This is a genomic window from Streptomyces sp. NPDC029014 (genome assembly GCF_055564695.1).
This window is the reverse complement of the sequence record NZ_JBVHVT010000025.1, coordinates 81,858-99,669: the sequence shown is the minus strand read 5'-3', so window position 1 is coordinate 99,669 and position 17,812 is coordinate 81,858. Positions and strand designations below refer to the sequence as shown.

Annotated in this window: 19 protein-coding genes; 11 read left to right on the top strand and 8 right to left on the bottom strand. The window is 73.7% G+C overall.

Annotated elements, in window-relative coordinates; genetic code table 11:
* Nucleotides 1-180 precede the first annotated feature (180 nt).
* Both ACZ4VL_RS16325 and ACZ4VL_RS16320 read right to left on the bottom strand, forming a co-directional pair.
* Nucleotides 181-1,845 (bottom strand): DUF3152 domain-containing protein, encoded by a 1,665-nt coding sequence (locus ACZ4VL_RS16325; RefSeq protein WP_468200095.1) that lies wholly within the window; start codon nucleotides 1,843-1,845, stop codon nucleotides 181-183.
* Nucleotides 1,846-1,850: 5 nt separating this feature from the next.
* Entirely contained in the window at nucleotides 1,851-2,831 is a 981-nt protein-coding gene (locus tag ACZ4VL_RS16320) for an alpha/beta fold hydrolase (RefSeq protein ID WP_468200094.1), read from the bottom strand.
* 157 nt (nucleotides 2,832-2,988) lie between these two features.
* Between ACZ4VL_RS16320 and ACZ4VL_RS16315 the strand changes: the two genes are divergently transcribed.
* From ACZ4VL_RS16315 to ACZ4VL_RS16300, 4 genes are all read left to right on the top strand, one after another.
* On the top strand, nucleotides 2,989-3,207 hold the full coding sequence (locus tag ACZ4VL_RS16315) for a hypothetical protein (RefSeq protein ID WP_468200092.1): 219 nt from the start codon (nucleotides 2,989-2,991) through the stop codon (nucleotides 3,205-3,207).
* 231 nt (nucleotides 3,208-3,438) lie between these two features.
* Nucleotides 3,439-4,086, top strand: a complete 648-nt coding sequence (locus ACZ4VL_RS16310) for a TetR/AcrR family transcriptional regulator (RefSeq protein WP_468200091.1) — start codon at nucleotides 3,439-3,441, stop codon at nucleotides 4,084-4,086.
* Between the two features lie 172 nt (nucleotides 4,087-4,258).
* Nucleotides 4,259-4,486: a DUF3107 domain-containing protein gene (locus ACZ4VL_RS16305; RefSeq protein WP_361089190.1), complete on the top strand. Its 228-nt coding sequence runs from the start codon at nucleotides 4,259-4,261 to the stop codon at nucleotides 4,484-4,486.
* Between the two features lie 162 nt (nucleotides 4,487-4,648).
* Nucleotides 4,649-4,948 (top strand): hypothetical protein, encoded by a 300-nt coding sequence (locus ACZ4VL_RS16300; RefSeq protein WP_468200107.1) that lies wholly within the window; start codon nucleotides 4,649-4,651, stop codon nucleotides 4,946-4,948.
* A gap of 149 nt (nucleotides 4,949-5,097) precedes the next feature.
* Here the strand turns inward: ACZ4VL_RS16300 and ACZ4VL_RS16295 are convergent, their stop codons facing one another.
* The gene (locus ACZ4VL_RS16295; RefSeq protein ID WP_361089192.1) at nucleotides 5,098-5,856 is read right to left on the bottom strand and encodes a ferritin-like fold-containing protein; all 759 of its coding nucleotides are present in this window, start codon (nucleotides 5,854-5,856) and stop codon (nucleotides 5,098-5,100) included.
* A 479-nt stretch (nucleotides 5,857-6,335) separates the two neighbouring features.
* Here ACZ4VL_RS16295 and ACZ4VL_RS16290 point away from each other — a divergent pair, with 479 nt between their 5' ends.
* From ACZ4VL_RS16290 to ACZ4VL_RS16280, 3 genes are all read left to right on the top strand, one after another.
* Nucleotides 6,336-8,444 carry a DEAD/DEAH box helicase gene (locus ACZ4VL_RS16290; protein WP_468200106.1) on the top strand — a complete coding sequence of 703 codons (2,109 nt, stop codon included), beginning with the start codon at nucleotides 6,336-6,338 and terminating at the stop codon, nucleotides 8,442-8,444.
* A 120-nt stretch (nucleotides 8,445-8,564) separates the two neighbouring features.
* A complete protein-coding gene (locus ACZ4VL_RS16285; protein ID WP_468200089.1) occupies nucleotides 8,565-9,422 on the top strand; it encodes an alpha/beta fold hydrolase in 858 nt (285 codons plus the stop codon).
* Between the two features lie 96 nt (nucleotides 9,423-9,518).
* The gene (locus tag ACZ4VL_RS16280) at nucleotides 9,519-9,671 is read left to right on the top strand and encodes a hypothetical protein (RefSeq protein WP_361089198.1); all 153 of its coding nucleotides are present in this window, start codon (nucleotides 9,519-9,521) and stop codon (nucleotides 9,669-9,671) included.
* A 98-nt stretch (nucleotides 9,672-9,769) separates the two neighbouring features.
* On the opposite strand, the gene ACZ4VL_RS16275 is transcribed toward ACZ4VL_RS16280, so the two are convergent.
* The 4 genes from ACZ4VL_RS16275 to ACZ4VL_RS16260 all read right to left on the bottom strand — a co-directional run bounded on the left by ACZ4VL_RS16275 (nucleotide 9,770) and on the right by ACZ4VL_RS16260 (nucleotide 12,745).
* The gene (locus tag ACZ4VL_RS16275; RefSeq protein WP_361089200.1) at nucleotides 9,770-10,375 is read right to left on the bottom strand and encodes a MarC family protein; all 606 of its coding nucleotides are present in this window, start codon (nucleotides 10,373-10,375) and stop codon (nucleotides 9,770-9,772) included.
* Between the two features lie 101 nt (nucleotides 10,376-10,476).
* Nucleotides 10,477-11,343 (bottom strand): PHP domain-containing protein, encoded by an 867-nt coding sequence (locus tag ACZ4VL_RS16270; protein ID WP_468200104.1) that lies wholly within the window; start codon nucleotides 11,341-11,343, stop codon nucleotides 10,477-10,479.
* Between the two features lie 114 nt (nucleotides 11,344-11,457).
* Nucleotides 11,458-12,099 carry a DUF6758 family protein gene (locus ACZ4VL_RS16265; protein ID WP_468200087.1) on the bottom strand — a complete coding sequence of 214 codons (642 nt, stop codon included), beginning with the start codon at nucleotides 12,097-12,099 and terminating at the stop codon, nucleotides 11,458-11,460.
* Nucleotides 12,100-12,160: 61 nt separating this feature from the next.
* Complete coding sequence (locus tag ACZ4VL_RS16260) at nucleotides 12,161-12,745, bottom strand: suppressor of fused domain protein (protein ID WP_468200085.1); 585 nt, start codon at nucleotides 12,743-12,745, stop codon at nucleotides 12,161-12,163.
* Nucleotides 12,746-13,142: 397 nt separating this feature from the next.
* On the opposite strand from ACZ4VL_RS16260, the gene ACZ4VL_RS16255 reads away from it, so the two are divergent.
* Complete coding sequence (locus ACZ4VL_RS16255; protein WP_361089206.1) at nucleotides 13,143-14,258, top strand: magnesium and cobalt transport protein CorA; 1,116 nt, start codon at nucleotides 13,143-13,145, stop codon at nucleotides 14,256-14,258.
* Nucleotides 14,259-14,311: 53 nt separating this feature from the next.
* Nucleotides 14,312-14,824, top strand: a complete 513-nt coding sequence (locus ACZ4VL_RS16250) for a hypothetical protein (RefSeq protein ID WP_361089208.1) — start codon at nucleotides 14,312-14,314, stop codon at nucleotides 14,822-14,824.
* A gap of 39 nt (nucleotides 14,825-14,863) precedes the next feature.
* Here the strand turns inward: ACZ4VL_RS16250 and ACZ4VL_RS16245 are convergent, their stop codons facing one another.
* A complete protein-coding gene (locus tag ACZ4VL_RS16245) occupies nucleotides 14,864-15,667 on the bottom strand; it encodes a hypothetical protein (protein ID WP_468200083.1) in 804 nt (267 codons plus the stop codon).
* Nucleotides 15,668-15,848: 181 nt separating this feature from the next.
* Here ACZ4VL_RS16245 and ACZ4VL_RS16240 point away from each other — a divergent pair, with 181 nt between their 5' ends.
* Together ACZ4VL_RS16240 and ACZ4VL_RS16235 are read left to right on the top strand one after the other, a co-directional pair.
* A complete protein-coding gene (locus ACZ4VL_RS16240) occupies nucleotides 15,849-17,120 on the top strand; it encodes a magnesium transporter MgtE N-terminal domain-containing protein (protein WP_468200082.1) in 1,272 nt (423 codons plus the stop codon).
* Nucleotides 17,121-17,214: 94 nt separating this feature from the next.
* On the top strand, nucleotides 17,215-17,808 hold the full coding sequence (locus ACZ4VL_RS16235; RefSeq protein ID WP_468200102.1) for a DUF1003 domain-containing protein: 594 nt from the start codon (nucleotides 17,215-17,217) through the stop codon (nucleotides 17,806-17,808).
* The last annotated feature ends 4 nt before the right edge of the window (nucleotides 17,809-17,812 follow it).

Sequence of the window (17,812 nt, the reverse complement as noted above, 5' to 3'; positions counted from 1 at the left end):
CCCCCCCCCCCCCCCCCCCCCCCCCCCCCCCCCCCCCCCCCCCCCCCCCCCCCCCCCCCCCCCCCCCCCCCCCCCCCCCCCCCCCCCCCCACCGGAAGGGGTGAAGAGTCGTAACTTTCCCGTACGGTTCGCGTTCGAGAGCGCTAGCAATGGGGCCGTGCGGGTGCTGCCCGCGGCGCGTCAGTTCCCGGGGAACACCCAGGGGTTGGGCTTGCAGGAGATCCCGCCGATGTCGAGGGACTTCGTCTGCTGCTGCATGATCGGCGCGAGGGCGCCCGGGGTCTGGCAGTTCACGTGGCCGTGGCCGAGCCGGTGGCCCACCTCGTGGTTGATGAGCATCTGCCGGTAGGCGAGCATCTGGTCCGGTCCGTACGTCGTCGAGCCCTGCGCCCAGCGGAACGCGTTGATCATGACGCGCTCGGTGGAGGCGGAGTCGCAGGAGACGTTGTCGACGGTGGTGTCCAGGTCGGACTTGGCGCACCACACGCCGGTGGTACCGGGGCTGGCCAGGGTGATCACGAAGTCGGCCTCGCCGCCCGGGACGCGCTCGAAGGTCTTGCTGCCGCCGTGGCCCCAGCTGCGGTCGTCGTTGAGGGTGCGGTGGACCGCCTCGGCGAACAGCTGCGCGTCGAGGCCGATGCCCTGCTCGACGTCGACGCGGTAGCGGACCACCTTGCCCTTGCCGGGGGCGGCCGCGACGCCGGGCACGGTGTCGAAGGCGCCGGACCCCTTGAGCTTCGCGTCGATCGGGAACTGCTGGGTCATCTTCTGCTCGTACGGCAGCTCGGGCGCGGCCGGGGCCGGCGCCTGGGCCTGGGGGGCGCCGCGGCCGTCGGAACGGGAGGCCGGGGACTGGCCGGGCTGGGCGCGGTCGGAGGCGCTGCCCGCGGCCTGCGGGGCGGCGGACCCGGAGTCGCCGCCGGTCAGCATCTGGGTGCCCACGACGACGGCGATGGCGGTGGTGACGGCCACGGCGGCCACGCCGCCGTACGTGCGGGCCTTCGAGCTGCGGCCGGAGGACCGTTCCTCCTCGGCCCCGGCGGGCGCGGCCTCCTCGCGGGGCGCGGGCACCACGCGGCGCTGCGCGCCGGTGGAGGTGAAGGGGTCGGCCGGGCCGGGCGCGGGCTGCCGTTCGACGGCAACCTGCGGGAACCCGGCCGCCGGGGTGCCGAAGGGAGGGGTCCCGAAGGGCGGGGTGCCGTCGTCCAGCAGGGCCGCGGGCGCGCCGGGGCCCTGCGGAGCGCCGCGCAGGTCGCCGCGGGCGGATCCGGTGTCGGCGCCCCACGCGCCGCCGGGCTCGCGCTGCTCGGGGCGGCCGCCGGGCCGGGCCCCGGGCCCGGGGGCGGCGGGGGCGTGGCCCTGGTGGGCGACGGTGGGTTCGGTGCGGCGGCGGCGCCCGCGCGGCTCCTGCCGGGTCGGGTTCTGCCCGTGGGGCCGGAGCGGGTCGCGGGGCGGGAACGCGTCGCGGGGCGGGAACGGCTCGCCGGGAGCGAACGGGTCACCGGCAGGGAACTGCTCGTACGGGGGCTGCGGCTCACGGGCGGCGGGCTGCCGCTCGTACCGGGCCGGCTCCTCGTACCCGGACGGCTGCTCGTACCCCGACGGCTGCTCGTACGGGGGCTGCGGCTCACGGGCGGCGGGCTGCCGCTCGTACCGGGCCGGCTCCTCGTACCCGGGGTGCGCGCCGGGGGCCGGCTGCTGCCCGTACCCGCCGGGTCCGCCCTGGTACGCCGGGTAGTCCGCGAAGGGGTCGTACGCGCCGTACGGGGGCTGCGCCTCGGGCGCCGGGGCCGGGCGCTCCGGGGCGGGAGCAGGAGCAGGGCCCTTGCGACTATGTCGTCCCACGCTGGTCAGCCCCTGCCGTCTTCGATGGGTCGGTCGGTGTCGTGCAGCAGCTCCCGGAAGGCGTTCGCCACCGTCTCGGGGTATTCCATCATCGCCACGTGTCCGGCCTCGGGAAGGCTCAGGAGTCTTGAGCCGCGGAAGGACGCGGCCGCCTTCCGGGCCGTGCGGTAGGCCACCAACTGGTCGCGGCCGCCGTAGACCAACAGGGTCGGGGCGAGGACGCGCTGCGCCTGGCGCCAGAGCCCGTGCTGTCCGCCGAGGGTGTAGGCGTCGACGATGCCGCGCGTGGAGCGGGCCATCGCCTCCCAGAAGTACGGCAGGGCCATCCGCCGCTCCATCTCCTCGACGGCGGCGCGGAAGTCCTCCGCGCGCACCCGGGAGGGCTCGCCGTAGCAGAGTTCCATCACGCCGCGGGTGCGCTGTTCGGCGGTGAGGCCGGCGGCCATGCGGTGCAGCAGGCCGGCCATGCCGGGCACGGCGAGCAGTACGGTCGGCAGGGCCGCCTTCTGCATGCGCAGGTCGGGAAGGGCGGGCGAGACCAGTGTGAGCGTGCGCACCAGGTCGGGGCGGACGGCCGCGACGCGGGTGCTGACGGCGCCGCCGAGGGAGTTGCCGAAGAGGTGGACGGGGCCGCGGCCGGCGGCGTCGAGGTGGCGGATGACCGCGCGGGCCGTCGCGGTGACCGAGTAGTCCCGGTCGGCCGGGGGTGGGGACCAGCCGAAGCCGGGCAGGTCCACGGCCTCGCAGTCGACGGAGTCCTCCAGCAGGGCCATGAGGGCGGACCAGTTGGAGGAGGAGCCGCCGAGGCCGTGCACGAAGAGGGCGGGCGGCAGTCCTGTGCGGGTCGCGGGCCGGGACCGCACGGTCAGTTCCAGGCCGGGCAGCAGGGCCGTGCGCAGCTGCTCCCCCTCGGCCACCCGGGCGGCTCCCGCCCGGAAGGACGCCTCGGTGGCCGATCGCACACCCGGCAGCTCGGTCGAAGACATGCGGGCAATGTTACGAGACGATCACGTCCGGACTCTTGTGTTCGGCATCACAGACCCGCGCAGGATGGCCGTGGATCCACGTAGCGGCGCACCCGCGATCCTCCTAGGCTCGTAGGTGAGGCAGGACCACGAGGGGTGAGGGAAGAAGGGGAGCCAGATGAGTGTCGATCCGGCGGAGCCGGAGACCTTCCGGGGCAGGATCCGGGATGCCCTCGACGCGGAGGCGCCCGAGGCGGATGCCGCGGAACAGCAGGCCGAGCTGCAACCCGAGGACGACGACGAGCGGGTCACGGGGGTCGACCGGGGCGAAGCGGCCGACGGGGACGCCGTCGACCAGGCCCGGGTGGTGCCCTTGGACGAGGACGACTACCGCTGAGCGGGGCGCCCCTCCGGTCGGGTGGTGCCCGGCCGCGCCCGATCGTGCCCGCCCGTGCGCGGCCACCCCGGACTACCGTTCGGTAACCCTTCCCGGCGTCCCTGACCAGCGCCTCCGGGTGGTCCGTACAGCGAGAAAACTCGGCTTCGACCCTACAGATTCGGTTACCGAAAAGTACGATGGCGGGCGCGGCGCAGAGGCACTGCGGCAACAGAGAAAGTGGGAGGCGGCGTGACAGCCATCGAGCAGACGGATGCAGCGCGTCCCCGGGGCACGCGCCTGCCGCGCCGAGCCCGACGCAACCAGCTCCTGGGCGCGGCCCAGGAGGTCTTCGTCGCGCAGGGGTACCACGCGGCGGCGATGGACGACATCGCCGAACGGGCCGGAGTGAGCAAGCCGGTGCTGTACCAGCACTTCCCGGGCAAGCTCGACCTGTACCTGGCGCTGCTGGACCAGCACTGCGAGAACCTGCTGCAGGCGGTGCGCGGGGCGCTGGAGTCGACGACGGACAACAAGCAGCGCGTGGCCGCGACGATGGACGCGTATTTCGCGTACGTGGAGGACGAGGGCGGCGCGTTCCGGCTGGTGTTCGAGTCCGACCTGACCAACGAGCCGGCGGTGCGCGAGCGCGTCGACCGCGTCTCGCTGGAGTGCGCCGAGGCCATCTCGGACGTGATCGCCGAGGACACGGGCCTGTCGAAGGACGAGTCGATGCTGCTGGCCGTGGGCCTCGGCGGGGTCTCGCAGGTCGTGGCCCGGTACTGGCTCTCCAGCGAGAGCCCGGTCGCGCGCGACAAGGCGGTGGGGCTGCTGACCTCGCTGGCCTGGCGCGGCATCGCGGGCTTCCCGCTGCACGGCTCGGACATCGCCCCGGCGTGACCGCCCGCAGGTGCCCGCACGGCGTGACCGCCCCGGTGTGATCGCCCCGGTGTGGTCCGCTGTTCGCTGCCAGCGTGTCCGCTGCGCGGCTTGCGTGTCGCCTCTGCGGGCTAATGTGGACCGGGTACGGCGCGGCTGATCGCGCACAACCGAGCGTCGGAGGGACAAAGCCGTGGAGGTCAAGATCGGCGTGCAGCACGCACCCCGGGAGATCGTGCTGGAGAGCGACCTGAGCGCCGAGGAGCTCGAACGCATCGTCTCCGAGGCGCTGACCGGTTCGGCACCGCTGCTGAGCCTCACCGACACCAAGGGCCGGCGGGTCCTCGTGCCCTCCGACCGCCTGTCGTACGTCGACCTGGGCGAGCCGAGCGCGCGCAAGGTCGGCTTCGGCACGGCCTGACCCGTTCCGGCACGACCTGTCCCGTTCGGGCATGGTCCGAGGTGATTCCGGGAACTACGCGAAACGGCCCGGTGGTTGATTCCACCGGGCCGTTTCCGTGTCTTCCGCTTCGGGTAGGACCGCTGTGACCGGTTAGCCCCTGACCTGCGGGAGGCCCCCATGCTGCTGATCGAGGCGCTCGGCTCCGCCCTCCTGGGCCTGGCCCTGTCGGCAGCGGCCCTGCGGCTGTTCTCCCCGCGGCTGCCGTCGCCGCGCGTCGTACTCGTCAGCGGGGCGCTGGGCGCCCTGTTCGGGGCGTACCTCACGCAGTACGCGCTCGGCCCGGGGCACGGCACGGTGACCGCGACGCTGGTCGGCGCGGTGCTCGTCGCCGCGGTGGTCCTGTCGCTGCTGCTGCGGCCCGGCCGACAGTCCGGCCCCCGCCCCGCCCACCGCCCCTTTTCGCTTCCGTCGCGGGGGTGACCGGCGCCGGCGCCGGCGCGGCTAGTGCTGCGGCCGGCCCCCCGCCTCCGGTCCCCGGCCCGCGGTACACCACGGCCCCGACGCGCTGCCTGCGCGCCGGGGCCGGCGTGTGCGGGGTGCGGCGGCCCGGGGCCGCCGTGTCCGTCCTCCTAGGCGGCGAGGCCGAGGGCCGCCATCCGCTTGGTGTGGGCCTTGGTGATCCGGGCGAACATCTCGCCGACGGCCGCCAGGTCGAAGCCGGCCGCCATCCCGTCCACGCCGCCGACCAGCATGGTGGACAGGGCGTCGCGCTCGGCGACCACCCGCTGGGCCTGCGAGAGCGCCTCGCCCATCAGGCGGCGCGCCCACAGCGCGAGCCGGCCGCCGCAGCGCGGGTCGGCCTCGATGGCGGCGCGCACCTTCTCGACGGCGAAGCCGCCGTGGCCGGTGTCGTCGAGGACGGAGAGCACGAGGGCGCGGGTGTCGGCGTCCAGGTGGCTGGCGACCTCGCGGTAGAAGTCACTGGCGATCGAGTCGCCGACGTACGCCTTGACCAGGCCCTCCAGCCAGTCCGAGGGGGCGGTCTGGCGGTGGAAGTCGTCGACGCCCTTGGCGAAGGGTTCCATGGCGGCGGTGGGCTCCGCGTCGATCGCCGCGAGCCGGTCGCGCAGCTGCTCGAAGTGGTGGAACTCCGCGGAGGCCATCTTCGCGAGCTCGGCCTTGTCGTCGAGGGTGGGCGCGAGCTTCGCGTCCTCCGCGAGTCGTTCGAAGGCCGCGAGCTCGCCGTACGCGAGTGCGCCCAGCAGGTCCACGACGGCGGCCCGGTACTGCGGCGAGGCGGAGGCGGTCGCCCAGTCCTGGGCGGCGATACCGGTCGCCTCGGCGGGGGCGCCGTCGTCGGCGGGCGATGCGTTTTCTACGGTCGACATGCTCCGCACAATAGCCCGCCCGCACACCCCCGACGCCACCACGTCGCACGGCCTTCCGTCCACCCGAACGCGACGACCAGGTGAATTCACCCGACACGCCTGCGGGATTCCGGGGTACAGTGGTAAAGCGCCTGCCGAATACTCGGCGGGCCATCCGAATGAGGATGCCCGGTCGGTGGCCCGATCGGCTCCAACCCGACCGCCCTCGGGTGATGCGTACGTCCATGCGTACCGCGTCCACGAGGGGCCCCCTCAGCGGCACTGGCGGCTTGAGCGAAGGCAGTGGTCCCGCGCAGCTTCGTACGTACTACATGCAGTACTGCAAGCCCGGCACGGTACGACCACCCCCCTCGCCGCCTCGCGCCGCGTCTCACAGAAGAGGCAGCACCCTGACTACGTTCCGAGACCTCGGGATCCTTCCCGAAACCGCCGAAGCCCTCGAAGCCGTCGGCATCGTGACCCCCTTCCCCATCCAGGAGATGACCCTCCCCGTCGCCCTCTCCGGCACGGACGTCATCGGCCAGGCGAAGACCGGAACCGGCAAGACGCTCGGTTTCGGCCTTCCGCTGCTGGAGCGGGTCATCGTCCCCGCGGACGTCGAGGCCGGTCGGGCCACCCCCGACCAGCTGACCGACTCCCCCCAGGCCCTCGTCGTCGTCCCGACGCGCGAGCTGTGCACGCAGGTCACGAACGACCTGCTGACCGCGGGCAAGGTCCGCAACGTCCGCGTCCTCGCCATATACGGCGGCCGCGCGTACGAGCCCCAGGTCGAGGCGCTCCAGAAGGGCGTCGACGTGATCGTCGGCACCCCGGGCCGCCTGCTCGACCTGGCCGGCCAGCGCAAGCTCGACCTCTCGCACGTCAAGGCACTGGTCCTGGACGAGGCCGACGAGATGCTCGACCTGGGCTTCCTGCCCGACGTCGAGAAGATCATCAACCACCTGCCGGCCAAGCGGCAGACCATGCTGTTCTCGGCGACCATGCCGGGCGCGGTCATCGGCCTGGCCCGCCGGTACATGACGCAGCCGACGCACATCCGCGCCACCTCGCCCGACGACGAGGGCGCGACCGTCGCCAACATCACCCAGCGCGTCTACCGTGCGCACAACATGGACAAGCCGGAGCTCGTGGCCCGCGTCCTGCAGGCCGAGGGCCGCGGACTGGCCATGATCTTCTGCCGCACCAAGCGCACGGCCGCCGACATCGCCGAGCAGCTGGAGCGGCGCGGCTTCGCGTCCGGCGCCGTCCACGGCGACCTGGGCCAGGGCGCGCGCGAGCAGGCGCTGCGCGCGTTCCGCAACGGCAAGGTCGACGTGCTGGTGTGCACCGACGTCGCCGCCCGCGGCATCGACGTCGAGGGCGTGACCCACGTCATCAACTACCAGACGCCCGAGGACGAGAAGACGTTCCTGCACCGGGTGGGCCGCACCGGCCGCGCCGGCGCCAAGGGTACCGCGATCACCCTGGTCGACTGGGACGACATCCCGCGCTGGCAGCTGATCAACAAGGCGCTGGAGCTGGACTTCCACGACCCCGTGGAGACCTACTCCACCTCCCCGCACCTGTTCGAGGAGCTGGGCATCCCGGCCGGCACCAAGGGCATCCTGCCGCGCTCCGAGCGCGTGCGGGCCGGCCTGAAGGCCGAGGAGCTGGAGGACCTGGGCGAGACCGGCGGCCGCGGCGGCCGGGGCGGCCGCGGTGCGGCCCCCGCTCCCGCCGAGCGCCCGGAGCGCACCCGGACCCCGCGCCAGCGCCGCCGTACGCGCAGCGGTTCCGAGGTCGCCTCCGCCGGTGTGGACGCTGCCCCGGAGGCGCAGGTCGTCGAGGCTCCCGCGGCCCCGGCGGTCGACGAGGCCGCGGCGGACCAGCCGCGCCGGCCGCGCCGCCGCCGCACCCGGGTGTCGGCGCCGGCCGCAGCCGCCGCCGTGGCGGCCCCGGTGGCCCCGGTCGCCGCGGCTCCCGTGGCCGAGGTGCAGGTCGTCGAGGCCCCGGTGGCCGAGGCCCGCGTGGTCGAGGCCCGTGTGGTCGAGGCGCCCGTCGCCGAGGCTCCCGCCGCTGCGGCCAAGGCTGCGGCCGCGCCGCGGCAGGCCCGGACCCGCAAGCCCACCCAGACCTCGATCCTGGCGGCGGCCGCAGCCGCGCCCGTCCAGGCTCCGGTGCGGGTCCCGGCGGGCCCCGAGCCCGACTTCCAGATCGCCCCGCCGTCCGAGCCGGCCCGGCCCCGCCGGACCACGCGGGCCCCGCGCAAGGCCGCCCCGGCCGCCGCGGTGACCCCGGTGACCCCGGTCGTCGAGGCGCCGGCCGTCGTGGCGCCCGTCGCCGAGGCCCCGGTCGCCGAGGAGGCCCCGGTCAAGCCGAAGCGCACCCGGGCCCGCAAGGCCGTGGCGCCCTCCGCGGAGGTCCCGGCGGCGGTCGAGGCTCCCGCGGCCGAGGAGGCTCCGGCGAAGCCGAAGCGCACCCGCACCCGCAAGACCGCCGCTGCCGCGGAGGCTCCGGTGGCCGAGGCCGCCGCGGTCGCCGAGGAGGCTCCGGTCAAGCCGAAGCGCACCCGGACCCGCAAGGCCGTGGCGCCGACCGCGGAGGCCTGAGCCCCCGCAGTGCCCTGACGCGGGCCCCGGTTCCCCTTCACGGGGGGCCGGGGCCCGCGGGCGTACGGGGGCGGGGATCCCGCTCCCGTACGGCTTGCTACGGACCGGTAACCTCGGGCCATGAGCAAGCCGCCGCGCCTTACCCTGCCGTCCGACGCCCGTGCGTACCACCTCCCGACCGCCCGCGGCGCGTTCGCCGTGCACGAGGCGGGCGAGCCGGTCCGCGGTACGGCCCTGCTGGTTCCAGGTTTCACCGGGAGCAAGGAGGACTTCATCGGCCTCCTCGAACCGCTGGCCGCGCACGGCTACCGGGTCGTGGCCGTCGACGGGCGCGGCCAGCACGAGACCCCGGGGCCGCGCGAGGAGTCGGCGTACGCCCTGGACGAGCTGGCGCAGGACGTGCTGGCGCAGGCGGCCGCCCTCGACGCGGGCCCGCTCCACCTGGTCGGGCACTCGCTCGGCGGGCTGATCGCGCGGGCCGCCGTGCTGCGCGACGCGGCGCCCTTCGCCTCCCTGACCCTGATGAGCAGCGGTCCGGCCGCGATCGCCGAGGAGCAGCGGGAGCGGACGGCGCTGCTGGTCGCCGCGCTGGAGGCGATGCGGGAGGACATGGCGGGCGTGTGGACGGCCATGCGCGCGTACGACCCGGAGGACGCCGTGCCCGACGCCCCGGAGCTGGCGGAGTTCCTGCGGGACCGGTGGCTGGCGACCGTACCGGAGCAGCTGATCGCCACGGGGCGGGTACTGGTCTCCGAACCGGACCGGGTGGCGGAGCTGAGCGGGGTCGGCCTGCCGAAGCTGGTGCTGTCGGGCGAGGTGGACTACGCCTGGCCGGTCCCGCTGATGGACGACATGACACAACGTCTGGGAGCTCGTCGCGTGGTGGTGCCGGGTGCGGAACACTCGCCGAATGCGGAGAACCCGCAGGTCACGGCTGATGCGCTGGCCGCGTTCTGGGCTGCTGTCGAGACCCGTTAGTTAGCCAAGGAAAAAATTTCCTTAGCGTAGGGAATGTTTGAGTCTTACACTTCGTTGGGAACCCATGCAAGGAGAACACTGACGAAGGGAGAAGCCGTGCGCTTCGAGATTCTGCGCCTGGACGACGTCGACGGAACCGCCGTGGACAGCACCGTCGTGGACGCGGCCTCCGTCAACCGGATCGTGCAGCAGGCGGCCGCCATCGGCCAGCGCATCCTGATCCGACCGGCCGGGAGTGCGTCCTCCTGACGCTTCGGGGGCGCAGCGCCCCATGCGAACGCCCCCGCACCGATCCGGTGCGGGGGCGTTCGCATGCACGGCGGCCCGGGGCAGGGGGCCGGAGCGGGTCAGGCTCCCCGGACGACCTGGAGCACGCCGTTGATGATCTGCTGGACGGCGATGGCGGAGAGCATCATGCCCGCGAGGCGCGTCACGAGGACGACGCCGCCGTCCTTGATGAGCCGGATGATCACCAGCGAGTAGCGCATGGTGAGCCACAGGACCACGTGCATCGCGATGATCGCGCACCAGACCGAGACCTGCATGCCGACGTCGTCGGCCTTCTGGACGGCCAGGATGACGGAGACGATCGCACCGGGCCCGGCGAGCAGCGGCATGCCCAGCGGCACGAGGGCGACGTTCACGTCCTTGGTCTGCTTGGGCTCGTCGGTCTTGCCGGTGAGCAGGTCGAGCGCGATGAGCAGGAGCAGCAGACCGCCGGCGATCATCAGCGCCGGGACGGAGACGTGCAGGTAGTCCAGGATCTGCTGGCCGCAGATGCCGAACACGGCGATGACGCCGAAGGCGACGCAGACGGCCTGCCAGGCCATCCGGCGCTGCACCTTGGCGGGCCGGCCGGAGGTCAGCGCGAGGAAGATCGGCGTGATGCCCGGCGGGTCCATAATCACAAAAAGCGTGAGAAAAAGGGATCCGAAGACGGCGAAGTCGAACACAGTGATGCCTTGCAGAGAGTGGGGTGTTTCGAAGGAGGACGAGGGGGGCGGGACAGCGCGGAACGCCCTCCGGTCATGGGCCGGAAAGGGGCGGGCGCGGCTCACGCGCCGGCGGCTCCGCCGGTGCCCGGCACGGGGAAGGCCCCGGTCGCGCGGCGCGTGATCTCGCCGTAGACCTCGGGGTCGGTGGTGTACTCGCCGAGCCGGCAGGTCTTGCGGCTGCCGTGGTAGTCGCTGGAGCCCGTCACGAGGAGGTCCAGCTCGCCGGCGAGGGCGCGCAGCCGGCTGCGGGTGTCGGCGTCGTGGTCCATGTGGTCGACCTCGATGCCGTCCAGGCCGGCGGCCGCGAGCTCGGCCACCGCGGTCTCGGGGACGCAGCGGCCGCGCTTGACGGCCGCGGGGTGCGCGAAGACGGTGACGCCGCCGGCGGCCTTGACCAGGCGGATGGCGTCGAAGGGGTCGAGCTCGTGCTTCTCGGCGTAGGCGCGGCCGCCGTCGGCGAGCCAGTCCGGGGTGAACGCGTCCGACACGGTCGGGACGACGCCCAGTTCGACGAGGGCGGTCGCGATGTGCGGCCGGCCCACGGAGCCGCCGCCGGCGATCCGGGAGACCTGCTCCCAGGTGACGTCCACGCCGAGCGCCCGCAGTTTGCCGATCATGGCCTGGGCGCGGGGCGTGCGGTCGTCGCGGACGAGCTCCCGCTCGCGGGCGAGCTCGGGCTCCTCGGGGTCGAAGAGGTAGGCGAGCAGGTGCATGCCGATGCCGTCGAGGCGGCAGGAGAGCTCCATGCCGGTGACGACGGTGAGTCCGCGCGGGGCCGCGGCGAGGGCCTCGGCGTATCCCCGCACGGTGTCGTGGTCGGTCAGCGCGACCACGTCGAGCCCGGCGGCGGCCGCTCCCAGGACCAGCTCGGCGGGGGTGTCGGTTCCGTCGGAAGCCGTGGAGTGGGCGTGCAGGTCGATGCGCACGGCCATGGCTCCAGGGGTCGCGGGTACGGGGGACACCTCAGGATAGCGTCCGGCCGCCCGGGCGGCCGCCCCGGCCCCCCGGCGGCGGATGCCCTGCGGCGCCGTCCGCCGCCGCTACGGGTCCAGGATCCGCGGGCTCACGGCGCCGCAGGGCAGGAGTTCGAGTTCGGCGCCGGCGTCCCGCAGGTCCGTCAGGACCAGCTCGTCGTACATGAGCATGCCCGACCGCTCCGGCCAGGCGATCGCCCACAGCCACAGTCCGCGGGCCTCTCCCGCGAAGACGGCCCGGTCGTCGGGGGCGCCCTTCACGTGCCACAGCGGGGTGGGGCGTCCCGCCGCGACGACCTTGGCGTGCGGCGGGGCCGACACGTCGAGGTACGTGCCCGGGTCGGGGCCGTCGATGCCGGCGAACCGCGCGCCCAGTCCGACGCCCAGCTCCTCGGCGATCAGCAGCAACTCCCCCATTCCGCCGAGCGGTCCGGGCCCCGAGCAGGCCACCGCGGTCGCCCTGCCGCCGCTGCGGTCGTCACCGGCCGAGGCCACCCCCGTGAACAGCCACCCCACCGGTAGCGGCCACGGCATCCACACCGGTACCCGCGCCCGGTGCACCACCACGCTGAGACCCTCCACGCTGGGCGGGATGACGGGCTGGAGCGGGTGCACCGCGCCGTGCACCGCGCACTGCCAGGAGTCGGAGAAGAGTCCGGGCGCCCTGACCCGGCCACCGCACTTCGGGCAACTCGGTTCGCCCCTCATAAGAAGCCACGCTCCTCCCCGCCCGGCGCCCCGTCAAGACGCGATCACCCGTCCGGATGTCTCAGTCCAGCGGCACGGCGGAGCGCAGCGGGTCGCGCAGGTCCGTACCCTGTGCCAGCCACCGTTCCTGGAGGGCGGCCGCACCGTGGACCCGCTTCCACGCCGCCTCGTTGGACGTCATCGGCAGCAGCGGGAGGAACTGCACCGGGTCGCTCGGCCCGTCCAGTTCGAGGTCCTCCACCAGCCCGCCGGGCTCGGCGACGAGCACCGAGGTGAACGGCGCCCCCTCCCACAGTGGCTCCCCCACGTCGAGGGATGCGCCGGGTGCCACGACCAGCCCCTCGACCTGCGGGGAGGCGGCCAGTACGGCGAGCGGCCGCAGCACCCTGTCGGTGGCCGCACGGCCGGCCCGCACGGTCAGCACCAGCTCGGCGCGGGGGCCGCGCAGCGGGTCGGCGACCATGGCGGTCGGATCGGTCATCGGGTTCGCGGACATGCCGAGGGTGGCGTACCGGACGAGTCCGCCGCCGGTGAAACGGAGCACCTCGATGCGGTCGGTGCCGAGGAAGGTGACGGCGGCGCGGGCGTCGGGTTCACCGAGGGCGCTGCGCAGCCGGGCCTCCACGAGAGCCAGAATTTCTGCCATGGAGCGAGCATAGAACTCGTATGAGGCGGGTAAAGGGCGGGTCTTGACCATCCGTCGGCTGATAGTGTTGTCCGCTGGCCGATGCCGCATGCAGAAGCATGTCTCCGGGCATCAGGCGACAGGAAGTCCTCCACGGAGGACCGGCCGGAGGAGGTGGGGACTGCGATGAAGCGAGGTCGATCGTGCAGTACCAACCGCTCTTCCGCGTCCCGTACGGGCACCTTCCGCCCGTTTTGATCATCTGATCAGCAGAAGAGCGACGGCAGAACGTTGTCCTCCCGTCCTGTTTGTTCCTTCCGGCCGCTTCCGCGTGCCCGCCGACGGTGTCGTGCCGTGCCGCCCGGAAGGGGCCTCCACACCCCGTACGGCTGCCGCCGTGCGTGCGAAGGAGCCTGCCATGTCGATGCTGCCCTACCTGCGTGCCGCCGTACGTCCGGCCCTGCGCCGGTCCACCCCCGTCCAGCCCGGCTACGACACCACCCGCGACCCGTCGGCGAGCAGCGCCGTGGTCGACTGCGCCGTCTACCGCGACGGCCGGCGCGTCGCCGGACCTGCCTGTCTGACGCCGCGTGAGGCGATCCGGCGGGTCCGCGAGGACGGCGGGTTCGCCTGGATCGGCCTGCACGAGCCGACCGAGGCGGAGTTCGCGGGGATCGCCACCGTCTTCGGCCTGCACCCGCTCGCGGTGGAGGACGCGGTCCACGCGCACCAGCGGCCGAAGCTGGAGCGCTACGACGACACCCTCTTCACCGTCTTCAAGACCATCCACTACGTCGAGCACGCCGAACTCACCGCGACCAGCGAGGTCGTGGAGACCGGCGAGGTGATGTGCTTCACCGGCCCCGACTTCGTCATCACGGTCCGGCACGGCGGCCAGGGCTCCCTGCGGGGGCTGCGCCACCGTCTCCAGGACGACCCCGAGCTGCTCGCCAAGGGCCCCTCGGCCGTGCTGCACTCCATCGCCGACCACGTCGTCGACGGGTACATCGCGGTCGCGGCGGCCGTGCAGGACGACATCGACGAGGTGGAGAGCGCGGTGTTCGCCGCGCCCGCGAAGGGCAGTGCGCGCGGCGGCGACGCGGGCCGCATCTACCAGCTCAAGCGCGAGGTCCTGGAGTTCAAGCGGGCCGTCGCCCCGCTGCTGCGGCCGATGGAGCTGCTCAGCGAGCGGCCGATGCGGCTGGTCGACCCGGACATCCAGAAGTACTTCCGCGACGTCGCCGACCACCTGGCGCGGGTGAACGAGCAGGTCGTCGGCTTCGACGAGCTGCTGAACTCGATCCTCCAGGCGAACCTGGCGCAGGCGACCGTCGCCCAGAACGAGGACATGCGCAAGATCACCTCCTGGGCGGCGATCATCGCCGTGCCGACGATGATCTGCGGGGTCTACGGGATGAACTTCGACCACATGCCCGAGCTCCACTGGGAGTACGGCTACCCGATGGTGATGACGGCCATCGTCGGCTCCTGCTTCACCATCCACCGCGCGCTGCGCCGCAACGGCTGGCTGTAGGGGCCCTCGGGGCGGCCCCCGGCCCGCCCTCCTCGACCCCCTACGCTGTGCGCATGACTCTCAGCACGCTCGACCTGGCCCTCGTCGAGGAGGCCACCAAGAAGTCCGGCCTGATCTGGGTCCGCGGCTCCGGGGCCGACCGGGCCCTGTGGCACGCCTGGGTGGACGGCGCGGCCCACGTGCTGGGCGACGGGCCCGGGGAGCAGCCGCTGCCGGACCTCGCGGACGGGGCTGCGGCCGAGGTGACCGTGCGCAGCAAGGACAAGGGCGGCCGACTGGTCGCCTGGACGGCGGCGGTACGGGAGCTCGCGCCCGGCAGCGAGCCGTGGGAGGCCGCCGTCGCCGAGCTCAAGGGCAAGCGGCTGAACGCCCCCGACTCCGAGACGATGACCGCGCGGTGGGCCCGCGAGTGCCGGCTGCTGCGCCTGGAGCCCGTCGCCGCGACCACGGACCTGCCGGACGGGTCGCTGGCCGCCGTCCCGCAGGGCGCGCCGGCGGTCACCCGCCGGCCGATCCCGGCGGGGCTGCCGAAGCTGCTGCTGAAGCGCCGCAGGTCCGCCCGCTAGGCCGCCCGGGCGGGAGGGCCCGGGTTCACTGGCCCGGGTTCACTGGCCCGGGTTCGATCCCTGGCCCGTGCCCTTGCTGCCGCCGGGCGCCGGGGAGGCCGACCCGCCGGGCTCCTTGTCCTTCGTCGTGGGCAGTTGGGAGCCGTAGTCGAGGGTCTGGTCCGCCGCGGGCGCCTCCAGCGGGACGGGCTTGCCCCAGTCGCTGAGGTCGACCGCGCCGGCGCCGCCGGCCCGCTCCATGCGCAGCGGGTACGGGGTGCCCTCCAGGGAGACCGACAGCTTGCCGCCCTTGCCCTGGTCGGCGGTCACCTGGACCGCGGGGGTGGGGCCGACCTTGGTGTAGTCCTCGATCTTGGCGAGCTTGCCGTCGAGCCCGAGCAGCCCGTCGAGGAGCACGTGCATGTCGGTGAAGCCGCGGAACTGCTTGTAGGTGGGGTCGCTCTCGGGCACCTTCACGTACTTGTCGCCGAGCTTCCCGGCCGCCTCGGAGGTCCCCCAGAAAGCGGCGCTCGCCTTCAGGTACAGCTGCTCGCCGACGCGCAGCAGCTGGAAGGTGTCCTCCTTGGACTTCACCTCGCCGGAGCCGCCGTCCTTGCCCAGGCGCACGTTGAGCGTGAAGGTTTTTCCGCCGCTGACCAGGGTGCCCGACAGGTGCACCGAGGAGGCGGCGCCGGCCGCGGCCTTCGCCTTGCCCTCGATCTGGCCCGCGGAGAGCTTGCCGACCCCGTTCGTGCCCTCGTCGGGGTCCGCCCCGCAGCCCGTGCCGGTGACGGCCAGGCCCGCGCACAGGAGCCCGGCGAACGCGGCCCGGCGCAGGCGCGCGGCGGGGAAGTAGGCGGTCACGGGCAGGTGCCTCTCGTCGTACGTCTTCGGGCAGCAGGCAGCGTACCCGCCCGTACGGCGGGCACCGCGCCCGCGGGGCCTCCCCGGCCGGACGGCCCCACCAGGACGTCTGCGCGGCGTACGGGCTAGCCTGAGGGGCGGCAGGACTGTCGGTGGACACGAGGCAACGGGAGGCGCCGGTATGGCTGGAGGCGCCCCGCGGATCTTCGTGTCCCATCTGTCGGGTGTGCCCGTCTTCGACCCCAACGGTGACCAGGTCGGCCGCGTCCGCGACCTCGTGGCGATGCTGCGCGTCGGGGGGCGCCCGCCGCGGCTGCTGGGCCTGGTGGTCGAGGTGGTGAGCCGGCGCCGGATCTTCCTGCCGATGACCCGGGTGACGGGCGTGGAGTCCGGGCAGGTGATCACCACCGGGGTGGTGAACATGCGACGCTTCGAGCAGCGGCCCACCGAGCGCCTGGTCCTCGGCGAACTGCTCGACCGCCGGGTGCTGCTGACCGCGACCGGCGAGGAGGCCACCGTCCTCGACGTGGCCATCCAGCAGCTGCCGGCCCGCCGCGACTGGGAGATCGACAAGATCTTCGTCCGCAAGGGCAAGGGAGGGGCGCTGCGCCGCCGCGGCGAGACCCTGACCGTGGAGTGGTCGGCGGTGACCGGCTTCTCCCTGGAGGAGGAGGGCCAGGGCGCCGAGAACCTGGTCGCCACCTTCGAGCAGATGCGCCCGGCCGACGTGGCGAACGTCCTGCACCACCTGACCCCGAAGCGGCGCGCCGAGGTGGCGAGCGCCCTCGACGACGACCGGCTCGCGGACGTCCTGGAGGAGCTGCCCGAGGACGAGCAGGTGGAGATCCTCGGCAAGCTGAAGGAGGAGCGCGCCGCCGACGTCCTGGAGGCCATGGACCCGGACGACGCGGCCGACCTGCTGTCGGAGCTGCCCGAGGACGACAAGGAGCGGCTGCTGACGCTGATGCAGCCGGACGACGCGGCCGACATGCGCCGCCTGCTGTCGTACGAGGAGAACACCGCGGGCGGTCTGATGACCACCGAGCCGATCGTGCTGCGCCCGGACGCGACGGTCGCGGACGCGCTGGCCCGGGTGCGGCAGGCGGACCTGTCGCCGGCGCTGGCCGCGCAGGTGTACGTGTGCCGGCCGCCGGACGAGACGCCGACCGGCAAGTACCTGGGCACGGTGCACTTCCAGCGGCTGCTGCGGGACCCCCCGTTCACCCTGGTCAGCTCGATCGTGGACACGGACCTGCCGCCGCTGCGACCGGACGCCTCGTTGGCCGCGGTGACCAGCTTCCTGGCCGCGTACAACATGGTCGCCGTACCGGTCGTCGACGAGGGCGGCGCGCTGCTCGGCGCGGTGACCGTCGACGACGTGCTCGACCACCTGCTGCCGGACGACTGGCGGGAGACGGACTTCCACGCCGAGGAGGCCGTACGTGGCTACTGACCGGGGGCGGGACCGCGAGCAGGCCCGCGAGCGGCGCCGCGAGCAGATCCGCGAACGCCGCGAGCAGGCGCGGGCCCAGGCCCGCGAGAGCGGGCTGCTGGACGGGTCCGAGCGGACGGAGCAGCGGGCCGCCGAGCGGGCCGAGCGCGCGAGGTCCGGGCAGTCGACCGGGTCGAGCGCGCTGACCCGCTCGCGGGTGCGCCTGGACCAGCCGCGGGCGCCGCGCCGCTCGCTGCTGCCGGAGTACGACCCGGAGGCCTTCGGGCGGCTGTCGGAGCGGGTGGCCCGGTTCCTCGGCACGGGCCGGTTCATCGTCTGGATGACGCTGGTCATCGTCATGTGGGTGCTGTGGAACATCTTCGCCCCGGACCACCTGCGCTTCGACCCGTACCCGTTCATCTTCCTGACGCTGATGCTGTCGCTGCAGGCCTCGTACGCGGCCCCGCTGATCCTGCTCGCGCAGAACCGGCAGGACGACCGCGACCGGGTCAACCTGGAGCAGGACCGCAAGCAGAACGAGCGGTCCATCGCGGACACCGAATACCTGACCCGGGAGATCGCAGCGCTGCGGATGGGCCTGGGCGAGGTCGCGACGCGGGACTGGATCCGGTCGGAGTTCCAGGACCTGATCAAGGAGATGGACGAGCGTCGTCTATTCCCAGCGGAGAGTGACGAAGGCGACCGCTAGCAGC

Bases quoted from the DNA above. Each gene is read 5' to 3' on its own strand.
- ACZ4VL_RS16255 (WP_361089206.1), top strand. From the start codon at position 13,143: ATGTCGATGCTGCCCTACCTGCGTGCCGCCGTACGTCCGGCCCTGCGC.
- ACZ4VL_RS16295 (WP_361089192.1), bottom strand. From the start codon at position 5,856: ATGTCGACCGTAGAAAACGCATCGCCCGCCGACGACGGCGCCCCCGCC.
- ACZ4VL_RS16265 (WP_468200087.1), bottom strand. From the start codon at position 12,099: ATGAGGGGCGAACCGAGTTGCCCGAAGTGCGGTGGCCGGGTCAGGGCG.
- ACZ4VL_RS16320 (WP_468200094.1), bottom strand. From the start codon at position 2,831: ATGTCTTCGACCGAGCTGCCGGGTGTGCGATCGGCCACCGAGGCGTCC.
- ACZ4VL_RS16285 (WP_468200089.1), top strand. From the start codon at position 8,565: ATGAGCAAGCCGCCGCGCCTTACCCTGCCGTCCGACGCCCGTGCGTAC.
- ACZ4VL_RS16250 (WP_361089208.1), top strand. From the start codon at position 14,312: ATGACTCTCAGCACGCTCGACCTGGCCCTCGTCGAGGAGGCCACCAAG.
- ACZ4VL_RS16240 (WP_468200082.1), top strand. From the start codon at position 15,849: ATGGCTGGAGGCGCCCCGCGGATCTTCGTGTCCCATCTGTCGGGTGTG.
- ACZ4VL_RS16315 (WP_468200092.1), top strand. From the start codon at position 2,989: ATGAGTGTCGATCCGGCGGAGCCGGAGACCTTCCGGGGCAGGATCCGG.
- ACZ4VL_RS16290 (WP_468200106.1), top strand. From the start codon at position 6,336: ATGACCCTCCCCGTCGCCCTCTCCGGCACGGACGTCATCGGCCAGGCG.
- ACZ4VL_RS16260 (WP_468200085.1), bottom strand. From the start codon at position 12,745: ATGGCAGAAATTCTGGCTCTCGTGGAGGCCCGGCTGCGCAGCGCCCTC.